Genomic DNA, 18,136 nt, shown 5'->3' with positions numbered 1-18,136 from the left:
TATAGATGTGTGGTAGGTTAATTTTGGGATAAGGGATATCCATTCGCATTCTTCATCCTTCTGAAAGAAATGTTGGAGGAAAACAGATGGATTGTAACTGCTTACTAAGTTAAGGGTCTGAAATAAACAGTAGACAGCGTCAGTTTTCCAACCATTTTTAGTATATGCAGAAAATGGTTTTTAAAACCAAAAATAATGTGTTGTCTAGAACTTTTTTCTAAGAATAAGCATATAATGAAGCATAGGACAACACCTATTGATAGTGCTTTTCCAAAGACCTTCCTTTCTATATAAATGATACAAGAGCAGCTATTACCTTGGTTGCTCTCTTTTTACGTCCATATGTACTTTTATAGAAAGAGGCATAGATATGAAAAATGGGCATATAAAGTATATAGAAAATATATGATAAATTGGTTATTTTAACAAAGTGAGGAGTGGGGTACGGATGGACAGCTTGTCTAGAATTATTTTATCAAATGGGAAAGAATATATTGTATCGATTCAGCTTGGTTCCCTCATTGGAAAGACACTTGTAAATGGTGAAGGAGAATTCCTTAATACTTTTGTTGTATTATCTCATATAGATGTGGAAACAGGAAACGAAATGTAAGTTGCTTTAAATCCGCGGTATATAGTAGCGATTGAAGAGTCTAATATAAGAATGCAACCTCATATACCTTCAGTATTTAGAATTGAAAAAATAAATAAGGATTTAGAGTGAAAGTATCCATATGGATACTTTATTTTTGAAGAGGAGTGAGAATAAATGATACTAAATAAACAAGAACAAACTGTTATTATTGGTAAGTTAATTAATAACATTCTTGGGTTGGAATTAGTCAAGGAACATATTCATCCACAGAAATTAGAAAAAGCCGTATTTTTGCATAATGAAATAAGTGATGATATGACACCAAAGCAATGCAGAGAGGTGATGGTTAGTGTGTTAAGTAAGATGGTGGATGAATTTCTGAAGGACAAGGAGTGAGGGGAGATACAAGTTTATTGTTTTAGCTGTAATGAAAATTATGATATGCAACCACACGTAGCGCAGATTTGTAATCGTATTGAGAAGTGTTACTTCACGTGTCCTCATTGTGGCCATGAGCATGTTGCTGCATAAGTGAATGATAAAATTCGTAAGTGTCAATTGGCTATAATCAAGTGCATGAACGGATTAATAAAAAGAATCTTGCTATTGAGGATGAGATGCAACGATTGAGGAAGAGAATGGCAGGTGCCAAGTAAACCATTTAAGCCGTGTAAGTCCTTAGGTTGTAATGAACTAACACGAGATAAGTATTGTGTTAAGCATATCGAAAAGGAAAAAGAAACTGTAAGATATTACGACCAACATATTCGAAACAAAAGTTCACGTTCATTCTACAACTCACGATTGTGGAAGGATATGCGTGAGATTATTTATTGTAGAGATCATGGTTTATGTGTTCAATGTAGATGCAAGGATGACAACATTATGATAGGGGATGTAGCCGATCACAGCAGACCTAATCGTATTGATTGGTCAAAATGATTAGAGCCGGCTAATTTACAAGCACTCTGTCATGCTTGCCATAATAAGAAAACAAAAGAAGATGAGAAGAAAAACAGAATTAGAAAGGAAGGGAAGTACACAAGTATATCACTCTAGATAAATGGGAAGAAGCCCTAGAATGAGTCTAGGGCTTACAGGATACTTGTTTAGGGAAACTGCATGTAACTACAAGTTACATGCATAAGGATAACATTGCATCTATATAAAAGCACGGATGAATTTGTCTTAAAATCGGACAAAAAATACCCCCACCGTAAAAAAGAAAAAAATTCGTTTTATTCCATAAAAGGGGGTTCGGCTGAAGGAGGTGTTATGTCAAGAAAATAGACACATTAAACAGAGACATTTTATTCGTTAAGCAGCCTTATGGTTTCTAGACTTACTGAGATAAAAATCAATCGTGTTTCCTTCAGAGTCAACGGCACGATATAGGTACATCCATTGCCCTTTTACTTTTATGTACGTTTCATCTACTCATCAGGAGTCATTCGTTTGTTTGAGATGACGTCGAATTCGCTTATTTAACTCCGGCCCATATACCGCATAATCGTTGTATGAGCCAAGGATAGTCCTCTTTCCTCCATCATTTCTACCAAATCACGAAAACTAAGATTGTACCGTAGGTACCAACGTACAGGTAATAGAATAATATCTGGCTGATAGTGCTTCCATTTAAACAAAGTTTCCTTTTTCATACTGATCACACATCCTTTTGTAGAGTAATAGTATCAGTATGTCCAAGATTTACAGATTCATTGCACAAGTGTTATATTTTTTGCACCATTTTGGTCGTGTTGAAGATAAAACCTCTTAGAAAGGAAAATAAGTGTGTTTTATGAGATTTATAGTTTTAAGTAGAAAGTAGGTGAATCATCATTTGTTTAACTGGCTGAAGGTATATCAAGAATTAGAACAGGGTATTGCGTATCTAGATTACCACTTAGACAAAACAAAAGCTGAATTAAAACGCTGGGTCAGTGGTGAGTTGCGAGAAGTACGTTTAACTGCTGAATCGAAAGGTGCAAGGGTAGAAGAACGTATTGAAGCAATTGAATATGAATTAGCGCACAAAATGAACGATATGTATAAACTGAAAAAAATAATTCATACATTCAAAGGATTGGAACATAAAATTGCATATCTCAAGTATGTGGAGGGCATGACATTGGAGAAGATTGCTGAAGAACTTAACTACAGTTCACAGTATATTTATAACAAGCATGCTGCCATGCGAGAGAAGGTTGTGTACTCAAATAGAACTTAACATTTACTTAAGGTAAGGTATCATTATACAAACCATTGAAAATATCGATTATAGTAATAACATAAGATTTTGACGAAAGGATAACGGATGTCGTTCACTCCTTTTCTGTGTAGGGAGATAAAAAAGTATTATTGGGAATGGTGTGATTAATAAGGGGAAAATGGTCTATTTGAGCCATAGTAAAAGGGCCTACATAAAAGGTGGCCCTTTTTACTATGTTGTAACGGTTGTCGTAGCGCTTGGTGTAAATTGTACAATTTCCAAAACAATAGGTGTTCCTGTTATTAAATCATCTGCACCAACTGGAACAGTAATGGCTAATGAACCAACGCCTGTTGCACCTGGGGTATACACTGAAATATCTCCCATTTGTAAAACACCATTTACAAACACGTTAACATAACTATTATCAGTAGGTAGAGCGGGCAAAGCAGTAACAGCGGATCCATCATCTTGGAAAAAGTCTGCAGCATCAATAGTTAATGTGTTCCCTGCTGTAGTGGGAGCTGCGGCAACATAGAAAAAACGTAAACTTTCAGGATCGATATTTGTGGAAGTAGAAGCTGTAATAGCGAGTTTCATAAGTTGTAATGCCATAAAAAATCCTCCTTTTCTTTAAAATGGCTGTCCTATTGCAGTATATGTGAGAGGGGAAATTGTGTTCCTACGGATAGATGCTAATGAATTGTAATGTAATAGGTGCATGTAAGGAAGGTGGCTCTTCTGATAATAAGATTAATTTTCCAGTTTCAACAGTATATGTTGAGAGAGGCTGAATAACGCCATTAATAAATAAATTGAAATAAGATACTTCAGAAGGAGAGAGAATATTGGAACTTTTATATTCAGTCAAACCATCTGCATTGGTATATACGAATTGATCTTGTTTGGCAAGAGTGTGATACATGGTGTTTTGGACAGATTTATAAGGTGAAAAAAGAATCGCCAAGGGGCGTTTAGGGCTGCAGTTTGGCAGTTTACTTTTATAGTGCATAAAGAGGTCTCCTTTTAGTTGAGATATTATATTGTATGAAAAAATGTGGGAGACATGTATGGGTGGGAGTTTATTTTGATGAGAGGATGTTACCGTAATATGTCGAAAGGGTAGCTGAAATACAATTTTCTTTTGTTGTATAAAAGAGAAGAATTTAGATAGAAAAGTTTCTAAAAGAGGACAATGGATATGTAGTAGGGGGGAAGGAATGAAGAATGCAAGAAGTTGTAAGTGTGGAGGGTTATTCTAGATGAAAGGTATTCTGAGCATTCTTCACCCTTCTGAAAGAAATGTTGGCGGAAAACAGTTTAGATACCAGAGTAATTGTTTACCAAGTTGAGGGCCTGAAATAAACCGTTTTGGATGGTTTGTTTTCCAACCAGTTGTAGTATGTGCAGAAAATTTGTTTTTAACACCAAAAATAACAGAAGATTCTTCACATTGTATTGATAAGTGAATATGATAAAGTATGGGCAGGAAAATATGTCACCTTTGGAGAGCACACTGGTCATGTGCTTTCCTTTTTGTTTTATTTACCAAAAATACAGAACCTTTTTTTAAGCCAAGCATATATTGGAGCATAGGACAACCATTTAATTGGTACCTATTCACTCATAGAACTCCTTTCTATAATAGAGCTTCCTTAAGGGTAGCCATTTCATTTTGGCTGCTCCTTTTTTCTTTGGTAGCAGAAAACGTTAAGGTGTGTTGGATTAGGCGTATGAATGACAGGCGCATTTGCCTTATCTACACGTAATGTATCGCGACGGTAGATGCACCTCCTAATTTATATACATCGCCTTTAGGGGCACTTTGGCGCGGTTACTCTATTTTTTATGAGAAAAATGATTACAGAATGGTTTTATATACCAAATAAGAGCATATAAATATGGTGAACGTCTATTAGGAGGTTCTTTGAATGAAAAACGGTAAAGAGGGCGTGAAAAGATGGATACCACAAATACAGAGTTACAAATAAAAATTGATATGTTACAGCTATGTCCTGTGAATGATCGTGTTTATCATGAACATCTGAAAGCTTATGAAGAATTAGGGATTTATACAGAGCGTGTGGAGTATTATAAAATGTATGGACAATGTTTTGTGCCCTATTCAAAAGAATATGTCATGCGTTCAACCATAGAAGAGTTGTTACAAAGGGATAAAGAAAAATACATGCAATGTAAGCCATCTTTTTTTAATCGCTTAAAAAGAAAAGTGGGTGTATGGATATGGAGGGGAAAGGTGAAGTCGTTAGGGGGATTAGCAGAGTGGAGCCAGAAATATTTAAAGGATAAAAAGTGATAGACCATTTTTTCTTATTCGCATGAAAAAGCATAGCCAAACTATTTTATGATAAACAATCTGGCTGTGTAGGAGTCAACGGATACTGAAAAACATAATGGCTTCTTTAGGGAAGTCATGTAAGGTGAGGAGAGAGTGGGATGGATAAAATAGTTACGACTCATGTTGGACTTGTGAATGGAAAAGTACATATTTTTCAAATGAGTTTGGAAAAATTTTTGGATAAAGTAGTTGCTGCAGATGGATGTTTTAGGGAAGGGTTGATCCGTTTTAATGATATTTTAATTAATCCAGAACATATCGTTTCTGTGCAACAAGTATCTTCTGTTCGGGCGCGTAGACTGAGTCGAATGATAGAGTGAAATTTAATTTAACATCTATATGGGTATTTTTTTGTGGAGGAATGAATAGATGAAACAATAACGAGCCGTGATCATCGGTACATGCATTTCAATAGTAGGACAAGACCTTGTAAAGAAATGAAAAGCACAGCTGCAGTATCATCTGTGGATGACAAAGCAACTGTGCTAAGGGTAGAGATACAGAAAAGGTAAAACCAAATATGTTTTAGCCTTGACAGCAAGAGAGGTTTAACTCACTTTTACTATAACAGGAAATGAAAATATAGAGAATGATAAAAATGATCTTTTCCAAGAGTGAAAAAATAGTAGGTCAGTATAGACAAAAAAAGACACAGCTACATCATCTGTGGGAGACAAGTAGCTGTGTACATGAAGAGTAGAAAAAAGTCCTTTATAGCTTAATCGTTACAAGGAACATGATTAGGGTACCTTTACTATAACAGGCAGTATGCAAACAGAAAATCATAAAGATAACCTTTTACAAATGCAAAAGGAAGGATAAGCGCTAAGGTGGTTAGAGAACACCTAAAGAAGTGAAGGAATAAAGAACAGTTGTATAATTGTAATAAAGGAAAATGATGGTTTAGGTTTAATAGGAAGTATACAACATGTTCCTTATCCTTCATGGAGTGACTGAAAGGATGAAGCACATACATATTCACACATTTCAAAGATGTAGAATAGCTAACTGGGGTCATTCAATGTACGAGTCATATCATGAGTTCTTCATCCATTTTTACTATGTACTATCTTTTGGTTTTGTATACCAATAATACTGAATATAAATGAGTAAATACCCAAATGGTGTTTTAATGGGAACAGATAGGAGTGGAGAAGATGGAACATATTGAAACAGATGTCCAACAAAAGATTGATGCGCTTGGCCTGCGTCCTTTGGACGATGCAATTTATCATAGGTACTTTAAAAATCGAACGGTAGTAGGAATTGGTGAACTGCAATTTAAGTATTATAAAATGTATGGGCAACAACCTATGTTTTATTCAATGACTCATCTTGCGGATTCGACAATAGAAGAATTAGTAAAGAATGATGAAAAGAATCAAAAGCAATTCAACCCTTCTTTTTTTATGAGATTAAAAAGAAGGGTTGATAGATGGTTGTTCAGAGGAGTAGTTCGAAAGTAGAATGGTAAAGAGGGAATGAAAGAATATAAAACGAAACAACAGAAGCGAAAGTTCTATGACAGTGGTGAGTGGAAGAGGAGAAAGTTCGAAGAACAAGGTACCAATATGAACAACTCTTGAAGAAACATATGATGGCTATCCATCTTACATCCCCCTCTTTATGGATGCTTCCGTTTGCAAGTAGCACTAAAAAAGAGGGATTTCATGTGAATCATCAACGTGTGTGTTAATGAAAGAGCTGAATATTTGGTTTGTAATTCCAAAGAAACGGCGTTTCTTTGGGCGCAAGGCCTTTATTATACAACCAAATTGACTTAATCGTGTATTTAAAATGAATCAACCGAACCGTCATTATGTTACTGTTACAGATATAACCTATCTAAATCTTGGAGATCGTTTCTATGACCTGTTTGCTATCCAAGTTTTTTTTAATAATGAAATTGTCGCGTGGGAGCTATCAAAACGAAATGATCTGAAGTTGGTGAGTGACACTGTCGAAAAACTGGCTACAACAAGGGCGGTATAAGGAGAAATTTTTCATTCAAATCAAGGTTTTCAGTGCATATCTAAAACATACAATAATTAAATGAAAGCATTAGGGATAATAGGTTGTCATTCTCGCAAAGGAAATTGCCTAGATAATGCATGCATTGAATCGTTCTTTTCACACCTCAAAACAGAGAATATGTAATTTTCTGCATATAAAACAGAAAACGATCTCTATCGAGCTGTGGGGGATTATATTTGGTTCTATATTCATGAACGATTTCAGAAAAAACTAAATCAGTGTGCACTAATTGAATATCGGGGCACACTGATTGCATAGTATTTTTGAATATGTCCACTTGACAGGAATAAGACCAATAACAGACTCCTTTAAAAACTATAAACAATGAAATAAAGCAAATATATTGAAGCTGTTTCATAAATCATACTCTGGGGTATTGTCTTGACTTTTATTGATTGAATGTAAAGGGATTACTTTAGAAGGATCCAAATGTTGTTTAGCTTGATACTCTAAATGCTTTTCTAATTCTTGGATAAATGATATGGGATTTTCAAATGTGTCTTGTAATGCTAAGTTTATAATTGAGGATTTAGAGCTACCTGTATTTAGCATATTTACGAGTTCATTTTCTTTGTTACTATAAGTAAACATAGCTAATAATGTTTTTTGAATTCTATAATTTTTTTGTTTTAGAGTTTGAATGATCCATTCTTGTTTATTTAATTTATTTTGTAATGTATTATTTTTATCTTCCAATTGTTTAATTGTTGAAGCAATATTGTACAGGTGTTTATCATAAGGCTCTAAATATTCCCACAGTAACTTTTTGTTTTTCCCCCCATACTTATCAATCAATTCTTTAATATTAATTAAGTCTAGTTCTATTGATTCAGAAATAGAAACTTTTTGTGACTGTATAGTATTAACTGTATCGACTAGTTGGCGGCCAATACGATCTTTCTTTTTCCAAAAGTCATAGCTCGTTTTGATAGAGAATTTCCCTTGTTCATAAAGATGATTGGCATATTCCCAAATATGCTTATATTTAATTTGAGGGTAAGGATTGTGGTCTTGGTTGTAAATTTTAAGTAGATATAATATCTCTTGTTTAAGCTTTTCATTGAGTTCATATTTTTTGGGTCTGCCAGGTCCTTTATTTAAGTTCATCAATCTCCACTCCTAATAGATATTGTAATCTTGCGATAGAAGTTTTGTCGTATTCTATTTTGTCAAATGTGGTCCTTAGCTCAGTTTTTAATTCAGGATTAATTTTTCCGAATTCATCTAAGTGGTGTAAATTATATAGCCCTACTAAGTAATTAATTTTTTTTTGGAGACCGTTATAAATTACACTAATTTCTTTAATAATCAATTCTCGTTTTTCTTGCAAATCATGTAATGATATCCCCCAATGCTTGCAGAAGTAACATCCTGTAAAGTGCCAATTAAATGAGGGACAGGGCATTGTTTTATCTTTACAATAACCCAGGTTTAATTCGATAAAATTACTGGATGCATTATGACTGTAGGTGTTAAATTCACTATAAGCAATATCATCGTGTAGTTTTTCATATCCTTGAACACCTTGTGGTGATACGAAGTTTCCTGTATTGTGTAATATAAATTGGTTTGTTAATCTTTGTATATCTGTGTCAATCCAAAATTTCATATGGTTCGCATAAGAATATTGTGTGTTAAGGTCAAAGTGGCCTGCGAGTCTCTCAATCTCGACTCGGTCATATCCTTGCATCATCAGTGATATGATAGCTATATGTCTTAAATCACCAGGTTTAAGTCGATTGCTAATCTCTAAGTTATAGTCCTCTTTCATAATTTCTATATAAAAACATTCAATTAATTTTTGTAGATATTCTCGAGTAAATATTTTTTGTTCATAGTTTATAGAGTTTTTTATATTTTTTAATGTTAGTTCCTTAAAGGCTTTGAAAGATATTAGGTATTCGGATGATTCATATTCTGATGTTAGTTGTAAATATTGTATAATTTTTCCATATAATTCTTTTGGAATTGGTAATGTGTCGTATGTTAGTTCCGTTCTGTTTTTTTTATTTCGTTTTTGTTTAAGACGAGGGAAGGTTAGGGTATTCTCTGTCAGAGAGAGACAATCTCTCTTAATCAAACAAAATTCGCTAGGGCGCATTGGTATAATGGATGTTATATCCCACCATAGGATGACCGGAAAGAATTTAATCAGTTTATTGAATTTTAATTTGTCTGTTATCTTGTCTTGATGGATTATAAAAAAATATTCTATACAGTCTTTAAAGGCTAAGATATCTTTTGGTGGAGGTAAATCACGATTGTTTTTAGATGATTTTATTTTAGCTCTTTCATTTTCTAGTATCTGAATGTAATAAGGATCTATAGGGAGATCTGTATAAAATTTTGAAAAGCTAAGAAAACTATTTAGAAACCGTAGTACGGTTTCTGGAGCAACAGTTTTGGCTACATAGTCATTGCTTCTAGAGTTTTTTCTACTATAGACTTTACCGGAGTTAATTAATTGGATTAAATTTTCAAAGTTCGTTTGAAACCCTTTTGTTAGTCGACAAATAGAGTATAAATTGCTAAAAAGTTTATACGTTACTGAAGGGGACTTAGAATTTAGGTGTAAAATAATCCAACATTTTAAAGCTAGTACACATTCACTAACTACTAAATTACTATTAAACTTAAGCAATGGTTGAAAAGATTCAAAGTTGAAATGATAAGTTTGACCATTGATTAATTCAGTGAATGACCAGGTATTACTTTTGAAATCCTTTGTTTGGTTAAAAGATTTTATATCGAAATACTCGTTAAATAATTGTTGAGCCTCTATAATATTTTCATTAATATCAAACACATTATCAAGGGTTGAAAGGTCTTCTAAAACTTTATGATTAATTTTTAACAAGCGAATCCTCCTTTGCTGCGCAATTGTATTTAATAGATACCGTCTGTCAAATATTTCTTAGTCTTTGGTAATTGTTGAGAAAGAAGCGAGAATTTCTCTTTGCCACCTTCAACAAAATCATATATTAAATCACCAAACTGTACTTTAGCTGATTGAACTTGTAGCCAGAGCAAGTAGAAATGATTAGCCATTTTTTTCTTTTCTCCTTCTTTAGCACTATCAAAATGAGAAATTATATGATGAATCCCTTTTAGATACGTGTTCATTAAATTTGATAAGGCATATACATTAACAATAGAAAAGGGACAACAGGTGCAGTCTCTATTACTGGTTATATCGTTATATTTACATCTGGAAAAGATACACTGGTAATATTCTTGTTTAGAATATAATGTATTGGTCATTGCTTGAGAGAGGAGATGGTGAATTTCCTTTTTTCTTAAGCCATTTATTAAATCTATAACTTCCCATTGTTCAGTTGCTAGACGATCTATGAGACCAGAAGAGACTTCTATTTTTTGAACATCACCAAATTTCTTTGTTAACTCTAGCATTTTTTGTGTTTCTACATTTTTTTCAATATTTAACCCATCAAATAATTTGTTGGTTAATAGCTGAGTTATATAGCCGAAAGAACTTCTTTCAAAGATTTGCTCTATTAAATGAGTGAGTTGCTTCTCATCTAATTTAATGTAGTGCATCGTTGAATCTTCATTAAAGTGAGATCTTGAGACCTTAGCGGCGTTTAAAGATCTTAATACAGACCAAATCAAAGTCGTAAGTGTACGATTCATTTTTCGATTAGAAAATTTAAATTCATGTTTGAAATATTTAAAAAAGACTTTATGTACTGTATGTTTTGGCTGAATGATATAGCGAGTTTTAATCCATATTAAAGCACCTACATCTTTTGGTTTATTCTTAGGTGATGTGTTTTTTTGATCTGAACTTGGTGTAACGATATGATAAGCATTTACGCGTAATTGACAAATGCTTATAGCAGTTGCAAAAGCGATTTTTAAAGGATCAGCAATCCGAAAAATGCTGTCTGCGCCAGTTTTGTGGATCTTTTTTACATAACGACCTATCTGGAAGATTATAGAGTTAGCATCATCTATTGAAGGGTTATTTTGTTTTAACCAATCTAGATCTGTAATCGAAGTATTCGATAAGTCTATTTCTGGAATTTGAGTTATAACTGTTGCATGGCGCCAATTATTTGTAAGTTGTATTAAGATGTATAGCCAATAACTGTCATAATTATAGTATTTGTTTCCCTTAAGCAAAGATTCGACATCTTGAATTGCAGTAAGTTTGTGTATTGATAAGTCATTGACAAATCGATATAAATCTTTGTACTCCTCATAGGTATATCTAGATAAATCTACATCACGTTGATTTAAAAAATGGTTAGGATTAGTAAGTTTGTCCAGTGTATAAGGTGCTTTTTGTGTAACCTCATAAATAGAAGCATAGACTTCTCTGCAAAAATGATATAGGATGCGCTGGTAAGTACGAGGTATGTTTGAGTTTTCTTCAAAAAATAATTTGTTTAAGGATGACGCAGAATAACTGTAGATTTCTTTAGTTAATAAATCTGCTAAATGGAAACTTGTTTTTGAGAGTTGGTTAATGTAAATACTAATATTTGAACTTCTGGTAGCATGTAATTGTTTTCGAACATATTGAAACCACAGATCTTTAGTTCGTATCAATTTTTTTGAAAAAGAAATTTGTAAAAGTGTTTCTGTTTTGTAAATGAACTCTTTAAAAGGGTCGTCCATTTCGATACTAATTAGGTTTTTGCTGTTTTTACGATCTAATAAGTATTGGTGAACATCTTCTTTTCGAAATAAATTCTTACTGCCATTGTATCTTTTTAATACACCCATTAATAAGGAGGGACATTCAGTAGGTTGAATATTGTTTCTAGGTATATAGGAATATAAAAAATTTGTAGTAGAGCCATCTTTGTTCATAAGTAATTTAATCTCTCGGATTGTGTAATATTCTTGCTTATATTGGCGTTTTAAAAGCCTTTGTTTTTCGATTAATTTATGGATTTCATCTTTTGAAAAGAAGTAAATAAAACTTGTTTTATCTGTATTGAACTTGTATTCTAATATTTCTACAGGTTTAATATCATAGTTATTTAATACCGTATTGATGTAATCGCTACTGAGTGAAAGGTAATTCATTACTTGCTTCTTTGTATAATATTTTTCCCTATACTCAATATATTTGTCATTGCGCTGAGCGTAACTGCCATTTCCTCCACTGGTAATTCCTTTTCTATATGTCTGTAAGTAGTGATAATCGCTTTTTGAAATGAATTTGCCATCGTGGCTACTGCCATAAAGCGTATATATTTTTATATTAATGTGATGCAAGAGGGTAACTAAGTTACTTCGCCTCATAGATAATTCATTTAATACTTTGTTGATACTCACATGTTGTTCAAAAAAATTAATGATTTTCTTACGAAGAAAAACATGGTGTTGAGGTTGAGTTGTATTTTTGAAATATAAAGGTATTGTAAGTTCCTTGTAACCCAATAAGTTATTTAAATTGTGTTTTTGAATGTTGTTAATTACACTTAGTAATGCCCGGCGTGGAAAATTTCTTTTTGATCTTTTGTCTATAGAGCTTATTCTTAATAAATCATATCCAGTAATGTATTTATCATCGGTTATATACTTTTCAATGAATTCTAGTGGAATAAAAATATCTTTGTATATTGTATTGAACTTATGTAGAGGAATTTTATGTGTTTTACATAGCTTTCTTAACGTTTGAGGAGAAATATTACAGCTATCCATTATTTGCTTACCAGACATGTGTTTTTCTAGGTAGGCAGAGCCTTCATGTTGATTCAGAAAAAGGTTTGTATCATTTGTCACCCAAACATCTAGAATATTTGCAGTGGCCAATTGTTTTAGTGTTTGTCTATACAGGTATTTTGAAAAAAAAGGTGCTGATGGGTTTAAGCCAATTCTTTCTGCAAATTCATCACTACTAATTACAGCTTCTTTAATCTGTAAATTCTCTGTATCGGTTATCTGGATTAGCAAAGTGCACGACATCCTTCCATGTTTTATTTAATTCGATCTCTTCAAATTCATAGGATGAATCAATAGATTTAGGGGATATAGTATCTATTGCGTGTATAATGCTACTTGTTGCAGTTAAAATATCGGTGTAGTCTAACATCGCTTGTGGTGACCTATCTCCTCTTAAGATGGCAGTTTGTACAGCACTATAACCAGCATCTAAGCAAAGGTTGGTAAAGGCACCACGTCCGATATGTGTACTCCATTTTGTTTCACGGAACTCTTTAAAATCTTCGTATCGCCCATTTGTATTTTTTAACATTCCTAAGTAAAAACGTTTCAAATTATTGAATGTATTTCGGTAAGTATGGGTCTGCATTGCTTCCCCACGACTATTAATAAATAAAGCTAAATTACTTTTAAACTTACTTTTCCCTTTCATGGAACGGCGCTTTTTATTCAACCAATCTAAATGTTTTTTGTATAAGTAAGGAACAAGAGGGTCTAGTAAAACAGCTTGATCCCGTGGACGTTTCACTTGGTTGTTACTTTGAGGGGAATATAAAGGAAATAAATTCGGTTGCCTATCTCTAATTTTTAAAATCATTCCTTTTTCCCCATATTGTGAGTTGTTTTGGGGTAGTACAGAATTTATATCAAGGTTCATACATTCGGCTGCACGTAACCCCCCGAATATCTGTAAGCAAACTGCAAATGCTATATGAGGAAACTCTATTTTCGCTATCATTAAAAATTCTCTTATTATTTTTAATCGCATGGCTTGTTTTTCTTGTGGTGTTGTCCATTTTTGGGTTAGGAAATCTTTTTTCTTAATTACATTAAGGTCATAGTCTTGCTGTTTAGGTTTCTTATAATAGAGATTTACATTGAAAGTACTTGTTTGTCTATACGATTTAGTATCATTTAAACTGTTGGAATGGCTTGGTTTATTTATCAGAGGTTTATTCTTTAAAACTTTTTTTTGGATTCCAAAAAAGTAATAAAAATGTAGAAGGTAATATTCTTTACGTTTAACAGTGTCCCGTAGGTTGCCTTTTTCTCCACAATACTCTAGAAAAGCTTCCACATGGCATAATTTCAAATCAGCAATGCCTCTAAGTTTTTTAAATATTGAATGACCATTCCTCTTTTGATTGAGTATATAGTTGAGAAATTGTACCAAGGTATCCGCAACTGCTTTTTCGCTGTTTATTGAACCGGATTCATTATAGTAATTTTTATCAAGGAAGTCTGTAACTGGGTGAGGGATTACAATTTCATCTTTTATTAGAAGTCCAATTATATACCGACTATCCGAAATGTATTCATTGCCTTTTTTTCAATATATGGGAACCTCTCTTTTAACGAATTTTATTGTATCTCCGTTAGAACATAAATCCATATGCCCACCTCATCCTATTTTATAGTTAAATGTTTTAAAAGAATTTACTTCTATTCTAAGGATGATTTAATTCTAAGAGTGAGTTGTCTTAATTTTAGCACATTTTTGACGAAAAGGGCGTAAAAAAAAAAGCTCTATACAGATGGTCTCTGGAGGGGATTCTTTAAAGAAATGATAGGGTTCTATAGCTTGCTCTTTTTTGTTGGGATATGTGCTTGACCATATTATAATAGGTGACCATAAATTCGTGAGTTTAAAGGAAAAAGGTCATATTTAAGACTATGCTTTTTACTTATTTTGTTTTATAATGTGATTTATGAGTTTTTTGTAGAAATTTATCTACAAAAAGGATAAAGATATAAAAAACGTACTGTTTTTATAATATAAAGTAAGAAAAAATGAGTCCGTGAAAACAAGAAAGGAAGATAAATAATATGTTTGGATTTGGTGGCTTTACTCGCGATCTTGGAATAGATTTAGGAACTGCGAACACGCTTGTATATGTAAAAGGAAAAGGTGTAGTTTTACGTGAACCTTCAGTAGTAGCGTTACAAACTGATACGAAACAAATCGTTGCTGTAGGTAGCGATGCAAAACAAATGATTGGTCGTACACCAGGAAACGTTGTGGCACTTCGCCCGATGAAAGACGGTGTAATTGCTGATTACGAAACGACAGCAACAATGATGAAATATTACATTCAACAGGCTCAAAAATCAAATGGATTCTTCTCACGTAAGCCTTACGTAATGGTATGTGTACCGTCTGGTATTACAGCTGTAGAAAGACGTGCAGTAATCGATGCGACTCGTCAAGCGGGTGCTCGTGATGCTTATCCAATCGAAGAACCATTTGCAGCAGCAATTGGTGCGAACTTACCTGTTTGGGAACCAACTGGTAGTATGGTTGTTGATATCGGTGGCGGTACAACAGAAGTTGCAATCATTTCTTTAGGTGGTATTGTAACAAGTCAATCAGTTCGTGTTGCTGGTGATGATATGGACGATTCAATCATTCAGTACATTAAGAAAAGCTATAACTTAATGATTGGTGAAAGAACGGCTGAAGCATTAAAATTAGAAATCGGTTCTGCAGGCGAGCCAGAAGGTATCGAGCCTATGGAAATTCGCGGTCGTGATTTAGTAAGTGGTTTACCAAAAACAGTACTAATTCAGCCAGAAGAAATTGCAGATGCATTAAAAGATACAGTAGATGCAATTGTAGAATCTGTTAAAAATACGTTAGAGAAAACTCCACCTGAATTAGCGGCAGACATTATGGACCGTGGTATCGTATTAACAGGCGGCGGAGCATTACTACGTAACTTAGATAAAGTGATTAGTGAAGAAACAAATATGCCAGTTCTTGTTGCGGAAGATCCATTAGATTGCGTAGCAATTGGAACGGGTAAAGCATTAGACAATATCGATCTTTTCAAAACTGCTGCTCGATAATATTGCAAAATAAAAATCAATGAAATTAAGAGGGTGTGAACGTGCCACAGTTTTTCTTAAACAAAAGATTAATTGTTTTGTTAGTTAGTATTATTCTTCTCGTGGCATTGATTGGAATCTCATTGAAAGAACGGAACAGTTTAACATGGCCAGAGCAGTTTGTTAAAGACACTGTCGGTGTTGTAGAACGTGTATTCCAAAAGCCAGCGAAATACGTAGCTGGATTCTTCGAAAATGTAGAGGATGTAAAGCGCACGTATGAAGAGAATAAAGAATTAAAAGCAAAATTAGATAATTATGCAGGTCTATCAGGGAAAGTAAAACAATTAGAAGATGATAACAAGAAGTTACAAGAGTTAACGGGTAAAAAAGAGTTGAATAGCCAATATACTGAAATTCCATCTACTGTTGTTTCTCGTAATCCAGATAAATGGTACGATTTAATCGGAATTGATAAAGGAGCACAGCAAGGAATTAAAAAAGATATGGCTGTAGTAACTTCACAAGGTCTAGTTGGACGAGTGAAAAGTGTATCCCAGTTTACATCATCAGTAGAATTGCTAAGCTCTATGAGCCGAACAAATCGTGTTTCTGCTATCGTACAAGGTGATGAGAAAATCTTCGGATTGATTGAAGGTTACGACAAAGAAAAGCACTTACTTCTTTTCACAAAGATTGGCTCTGATGCTCAGGTAGCGAAAGATCAATTAGTTGTAACATCTGGACTTGGTGATATTTTCCCAAAAGGTCTTGTAATTGGAACAATCGTTGATGTTCAGCCAGATCCATACGGCTTAACAAAAACAGCTTATGTAAAACCGGCCGCTGACTTGAATGACGTAGAGCATATTATGGTTGCTAAACGTGCAACGCCTTCAGCGCCATTAGAATAGGAGGGGGAGAAGAGATGATGAAGATTTTAAAAAGAGCAGCTCTTCCTCTTTTGCTCCTTTTTGTTTTTCTATTTGAAAATATGTTTGCTACTATTGTTCCAACAGAGGTTTTTTGGAAAGACGGTATAGCAGCACCTCATTTCTTTATAATTGTGTTATGTTTTATTACTGTGTACTATAGTCCGGTCCAAGGGATTTATTACGGACTCTTATTTGGTTTCTTATTTGATACCGTATACACAGAACTTGTTGGTATATATATATTTGCGTATCCGATTTTAGCTTATTTAGTTTATAGTGTGATGAAGATACTACAATTGAATTTATTTATTGTTGCTTCTATTGTACTAGCTAGCATTGTAGCACTAGAGTATTATGTGTATGGATTTTTAACTTTGTTAGGACGTACTCATATGTCAGCGTATGTCTTTTTCACAGATCGTCTCCTGTCTACTTTATTGCTAAATGCAATTTTCTTATTGATAGTTTGTTTCCCACTGAGACGATATTTAGTGCGTCTTTCAAAAGCGATGGAAGAAAAAGAAAAAAGGATTTTCTAATTTTATGTCGAATTGAATCGGTGGGGTGAACTTTAGTGGAAGAAAAAAAGCAACAAAATGTAACAATAAAAGGGACAAAAGACGGAATAACGCTTCATTTAGATGATTGTTGTTCATTCTCTGAATTACTGGAGGAACTGGATGAAAAGCTTTCTACACATTACTATGATGGTGATGGGCGCTCTTTAATTGAAGTGCATGTGAAAGTGGGAAATCGTTATTTAACAGAAGTCCAACAAGAAGAGATTCGTACGTTAATTCGTAATAAAAAGAATCTTGTTGTGGATTCAATTGAAAGTGATGTTATAACGAAAGCAGAAGCAATAGCTTGGAAAGAAGAAACAGAAATTGTCCCTATTTCCAAAATTGTTCGCTCTGGACAAGTTTTACATGTAAAAGGAAATTTATTGTTAATTGGAGATGTTAATCCAGGCGGAACGGTTATCGCTGGGGGGAATATTTTTGTCGTAGGATCATTAAGAGGAATTGCGCATGCTGGGTATTATGGGGATTCGGATGCGGTAATCGCTGCATCTGATATGAACCCGATGCAACTTCGAATTAGTGATGTGGCAATGCGGGCTCCGGAAGAGAAAGAAGACGGAGCGGAGGCGGCAGAATGTGCGTATATTAATGAGAACAATCACATTGTTGTCGATCGACTGCAACTTCTCACTCATCTTAGACCTAATTTAACAAAGTTAGAAAGGGGAATTGTATAGC

Annotated in this window: 16 protein-coding genes and 4 pseudogenes; 13 read left to right on the top strand and 7 right to left on the bottom strand. The window is 33.8% G+C overall.

The annotated features are described in order from the left end of the window. Nucleotides 1-448: 448 nt before the first annotated feature. The 4 genes and pseudogenes from QCI41_RS12700 to QCI41_RS12685 all read left to right on the top strand — a co-directional run bounded on the left by QCI41_RS12700 (nt 449) and on the right by QCI41_RS12685 (nt 1,654). On the top strand, nt 449-613 hold the full coding sequence (locus QCI41_RS12700; RefSeq protein WP_223811551.1) for a hypothetical protein: 165 nt from the start codon (nt 449-451) through the stop codon (nt 611-613). A 156-nt stretch (nt 614-769) separates the two neighbouring features. Next, a complete protein-coding gene (locus QCI41_RS12695) occupies nt 770-991 on the top strand; it encodes a hypothetical protein (RefSeq protein ID WP_097856893.1) in 222 nt (73 codons plus the stop codon). Nucleotides 992-997: 6 nt separating this feature from the next. Then, nucleotides 998-1,251: pseudogene (locus QCI41_RS12690) on the top strand (hypothetical protein). Continuing rightward, nucleotides 1,241-1,654: pseudogene (locus tag QCI41_RS12685) on the top strand (HNH endonuclease). The pseudogenes QCI41_RS12690 and QCI41_RS12685 overlap by 11 nt, the downstream one beginning before the upstream one ends. Before the next feature lie 261 nt (nt 1,655-1,915). Here the strand turns inward: QCI41_RS12685 and QCI41_RS12680 are convergent. Further along, nucleotides 1,916-2,253, bottom strand: a pseudogene (locus tag QCI41_RS12680) (IS6 family transposase); the annotation flags it as partial. Nucleotides 2,254-2,435: 182 nt separating this feature from the next. Between QCI41_RS12680 and QCI41_RS12675 the strand changes: the two are divergent. Then, nucleotides 2,436-2,822, top strand: a complete 387-nt coding sequence (locus QCI41_RS12675) for a hypothetical protein (RefSeq protein WP_097856894.1) — start codon at nt 2,436-2,438, stop codon at nt 2,820-2,822. 213 nt (nt 2,823-3,035) lie between these two features. Here the strand turns inward: QCI41_RS12675 and QCI41_RS12670 are convergent, their stop codons facing one another. Beyond that, nucleotides 3,036-3,419 carry a DUF4183 domain-containing protein gene (locus QCI41_RS12670; protein ID WP_097856895.1) on the bottom strand — a complete coding sequence of 128 codons (384 nt, stop codon included), beginning with the start codon at nt 3,417-3,419 and terminating at the stop codon, nt 3,036-3,038. Nucleotides 3,420-3,486: 67 nt separating this feature from the next. After that, entirely contained in the window at nt 3,487-3,816 is a 330-nt protein-coding gene (locus QCI41_RS12665) for a DUF4183 domain-containing protein (protein ID WP_223811552.1), read from the bottom strand. Between the two features lie 948 nt (nt 3,817-4,764). Between QCI41_RS12665 and QCI41_RS12660 the strand changes: the two genes are divergently transcribed. From QCI41_RS12660 to QCI41_RS12650, 3 genes are all read left to right on the top strand, one after another. Next, complete coding sequence (locus tag QCI41_RS12660; protein WP_353837369.1) at nt 4,765-5,121, top strand: hypothetical protein; 357 nt, start codon at nt 4,765-4,767, stop codon at nt 5,119-5,121. A gap of 140 nt (nt 5,122-5,261) precedes the next feature. Next, nucleotides 5,262-5,483 carry a hypothetical protein gene (locus QCI41_RS12655; RefSeq protein WP_353837370.1) on the top strand — a complete coding sequence of 74 codons (222 nt, stop codon included), beginning with the start codon at nt 5,262-5,264 and terminating at the stop codon, nt 5,481-5,483. Nucleotides 5,484-6,320: 837 nt separating this feature from the next. Then, nucleotides 6,321-6,629 (top strand): hydrolase, encoded by a 309-nt coding sequence (locus QCI41_RS12650; protein WP_097856898.1) that lies wholly within the window; start codon nt 6,321-6,323, stop codon nt 6,627-6,629. A gap of 922 nt (nt 6,630-7,551) precedes the next feature. Here the strand turns inward: QCI41_RS12650 and QCI41_RS12645 are convergent. The 4 genes from QCI41_RS12645 to QCI41_RS12630 are packed head-to-tail and all read right to left on the bottom strand — an operon-like array spanning nt 7,552 to nt 14,287. Then, nucleotides 7,552-8,304, bottom strand: a complete 753-nt coding sequence (locus tag QCI41_RS12645) for a hypothetical protein (protein WP_353837371.1) — start codon at nt 8,302-8,304, stop codon at nt 7,552-7,554. Continuing rightward, nucleotides 8,291-10,054, bottom strand: a complete 1,764-nt coding sequence (locus QCI41_RS12640; RefSeq protein ID WP_097856900.1) for a site-specific integrase — start codon at nt 10,052-10,054, stop codon at nt 8,291-8,293. Before QCI41_RS12640 ends, QCI41_RS12645 begins: the two co-directional genes overlap by 14 nt. Nucleotides 10,055-10,083: 29 nt before the next feature. Next, on the bottom strand, nt 10,084-13,125 hold the full coding sequence (locus QCI41_RS12635) for a hypothetical protein (protein ID WP_353837372.1): 3,042 nt from the start codon (nt 13,123-13,125) through the stop codon (nt 10,084-10,086). Next, entirely contained in the window at nt 13,085-14,287 is a 1,203-nt protein-coding gene (locus tag QCI41_RS12630; RefSeq protein WP_353837373.1) for a hypothetical protein, read from the bottom strand. The genes QCI41_RS12635 and QCI41_RS12630 overlap by 41 nt, the downstream gene beginning before the upstream one ends. Before the next feature lie 424 nt (nt 14,288-14,711). Between QCI41_RS12630 and QCI41_RS30680 the strand changes: the two are divergent. From QCI41_RS30680 to minC, 5 genes and pseudogenes are all read left to right on the top strand, one after another. Beyond that, nucleotides 14,712-14,783 (top strand): annotated as a pseudogene (locus QCI41_RS30680) (JAB domain-containing protein); the annotation flags it as partial. A gap of 157 nt (nt 14,784-14,940) precedes the next feature. Continuing rightward, nucleotides 14,941-15,960: a cell shape-determining protein MreB gene (gene mreB / locus QCI41_RS12625; RefSeq protein WP_000466737.1), complete on the top strand. Its 1,020-nt coding sequence runs from the start codon at nt 14,941-14,943 to the stop codon at nt 15,958-15,960. Between the two features lie 41 nt (nt 15,961-16,001). Next, a complete protein-coding gene (gene mreC, locus QCI41_RS12620) occupies nt 16,002-16,853 on the top strand; it encodes a rod shape-determining protein MreC (RefSeq protein WP_001135496.1) in 852 nt (283 codons plus the stop codon). A 14-nt stretch (nt 16,854-16,867) separates the two neighbouring features. Beyond that, complete coding sequence (gene mreD / locus QCI41_RS12615; protein WP_000975755.1) at nt 16,868-17,413, top strand: rod shape-determining protein MreD; 546 nt, start codon at nt 16,868-16,870, stop codon at nt 17,411-17,413. Between the two features lie 35 nt (nt 17,414-17,448). Next, nucleotides 17,449-18,135, top strand: a complete 687-nt coding sequence (minC, locus tag QCI41_RS12610; RefSeq protein WP_000391511.1) for a septum site-determining protein MinC — start codon at nt 17,449-17,451, stop codon at nt 18,133-18,135. Nucleotide 18,136: the final 1 nt, after the last annotated feature.

It is taken from the genome of Bacillus cereus group sp. MG4, from assembly GCF_040460055.1.
In the GTDB taxonomy this organism is placed as follows: Bacteria; Bacillota; Bacilli; order Bacillales; family Bacillaceae_G; genus Bacillus_A; species Bacillus_A wiedmannii.
This window is presented reverse-complemented; position numbering and strand designations above follow the sequence as displayed.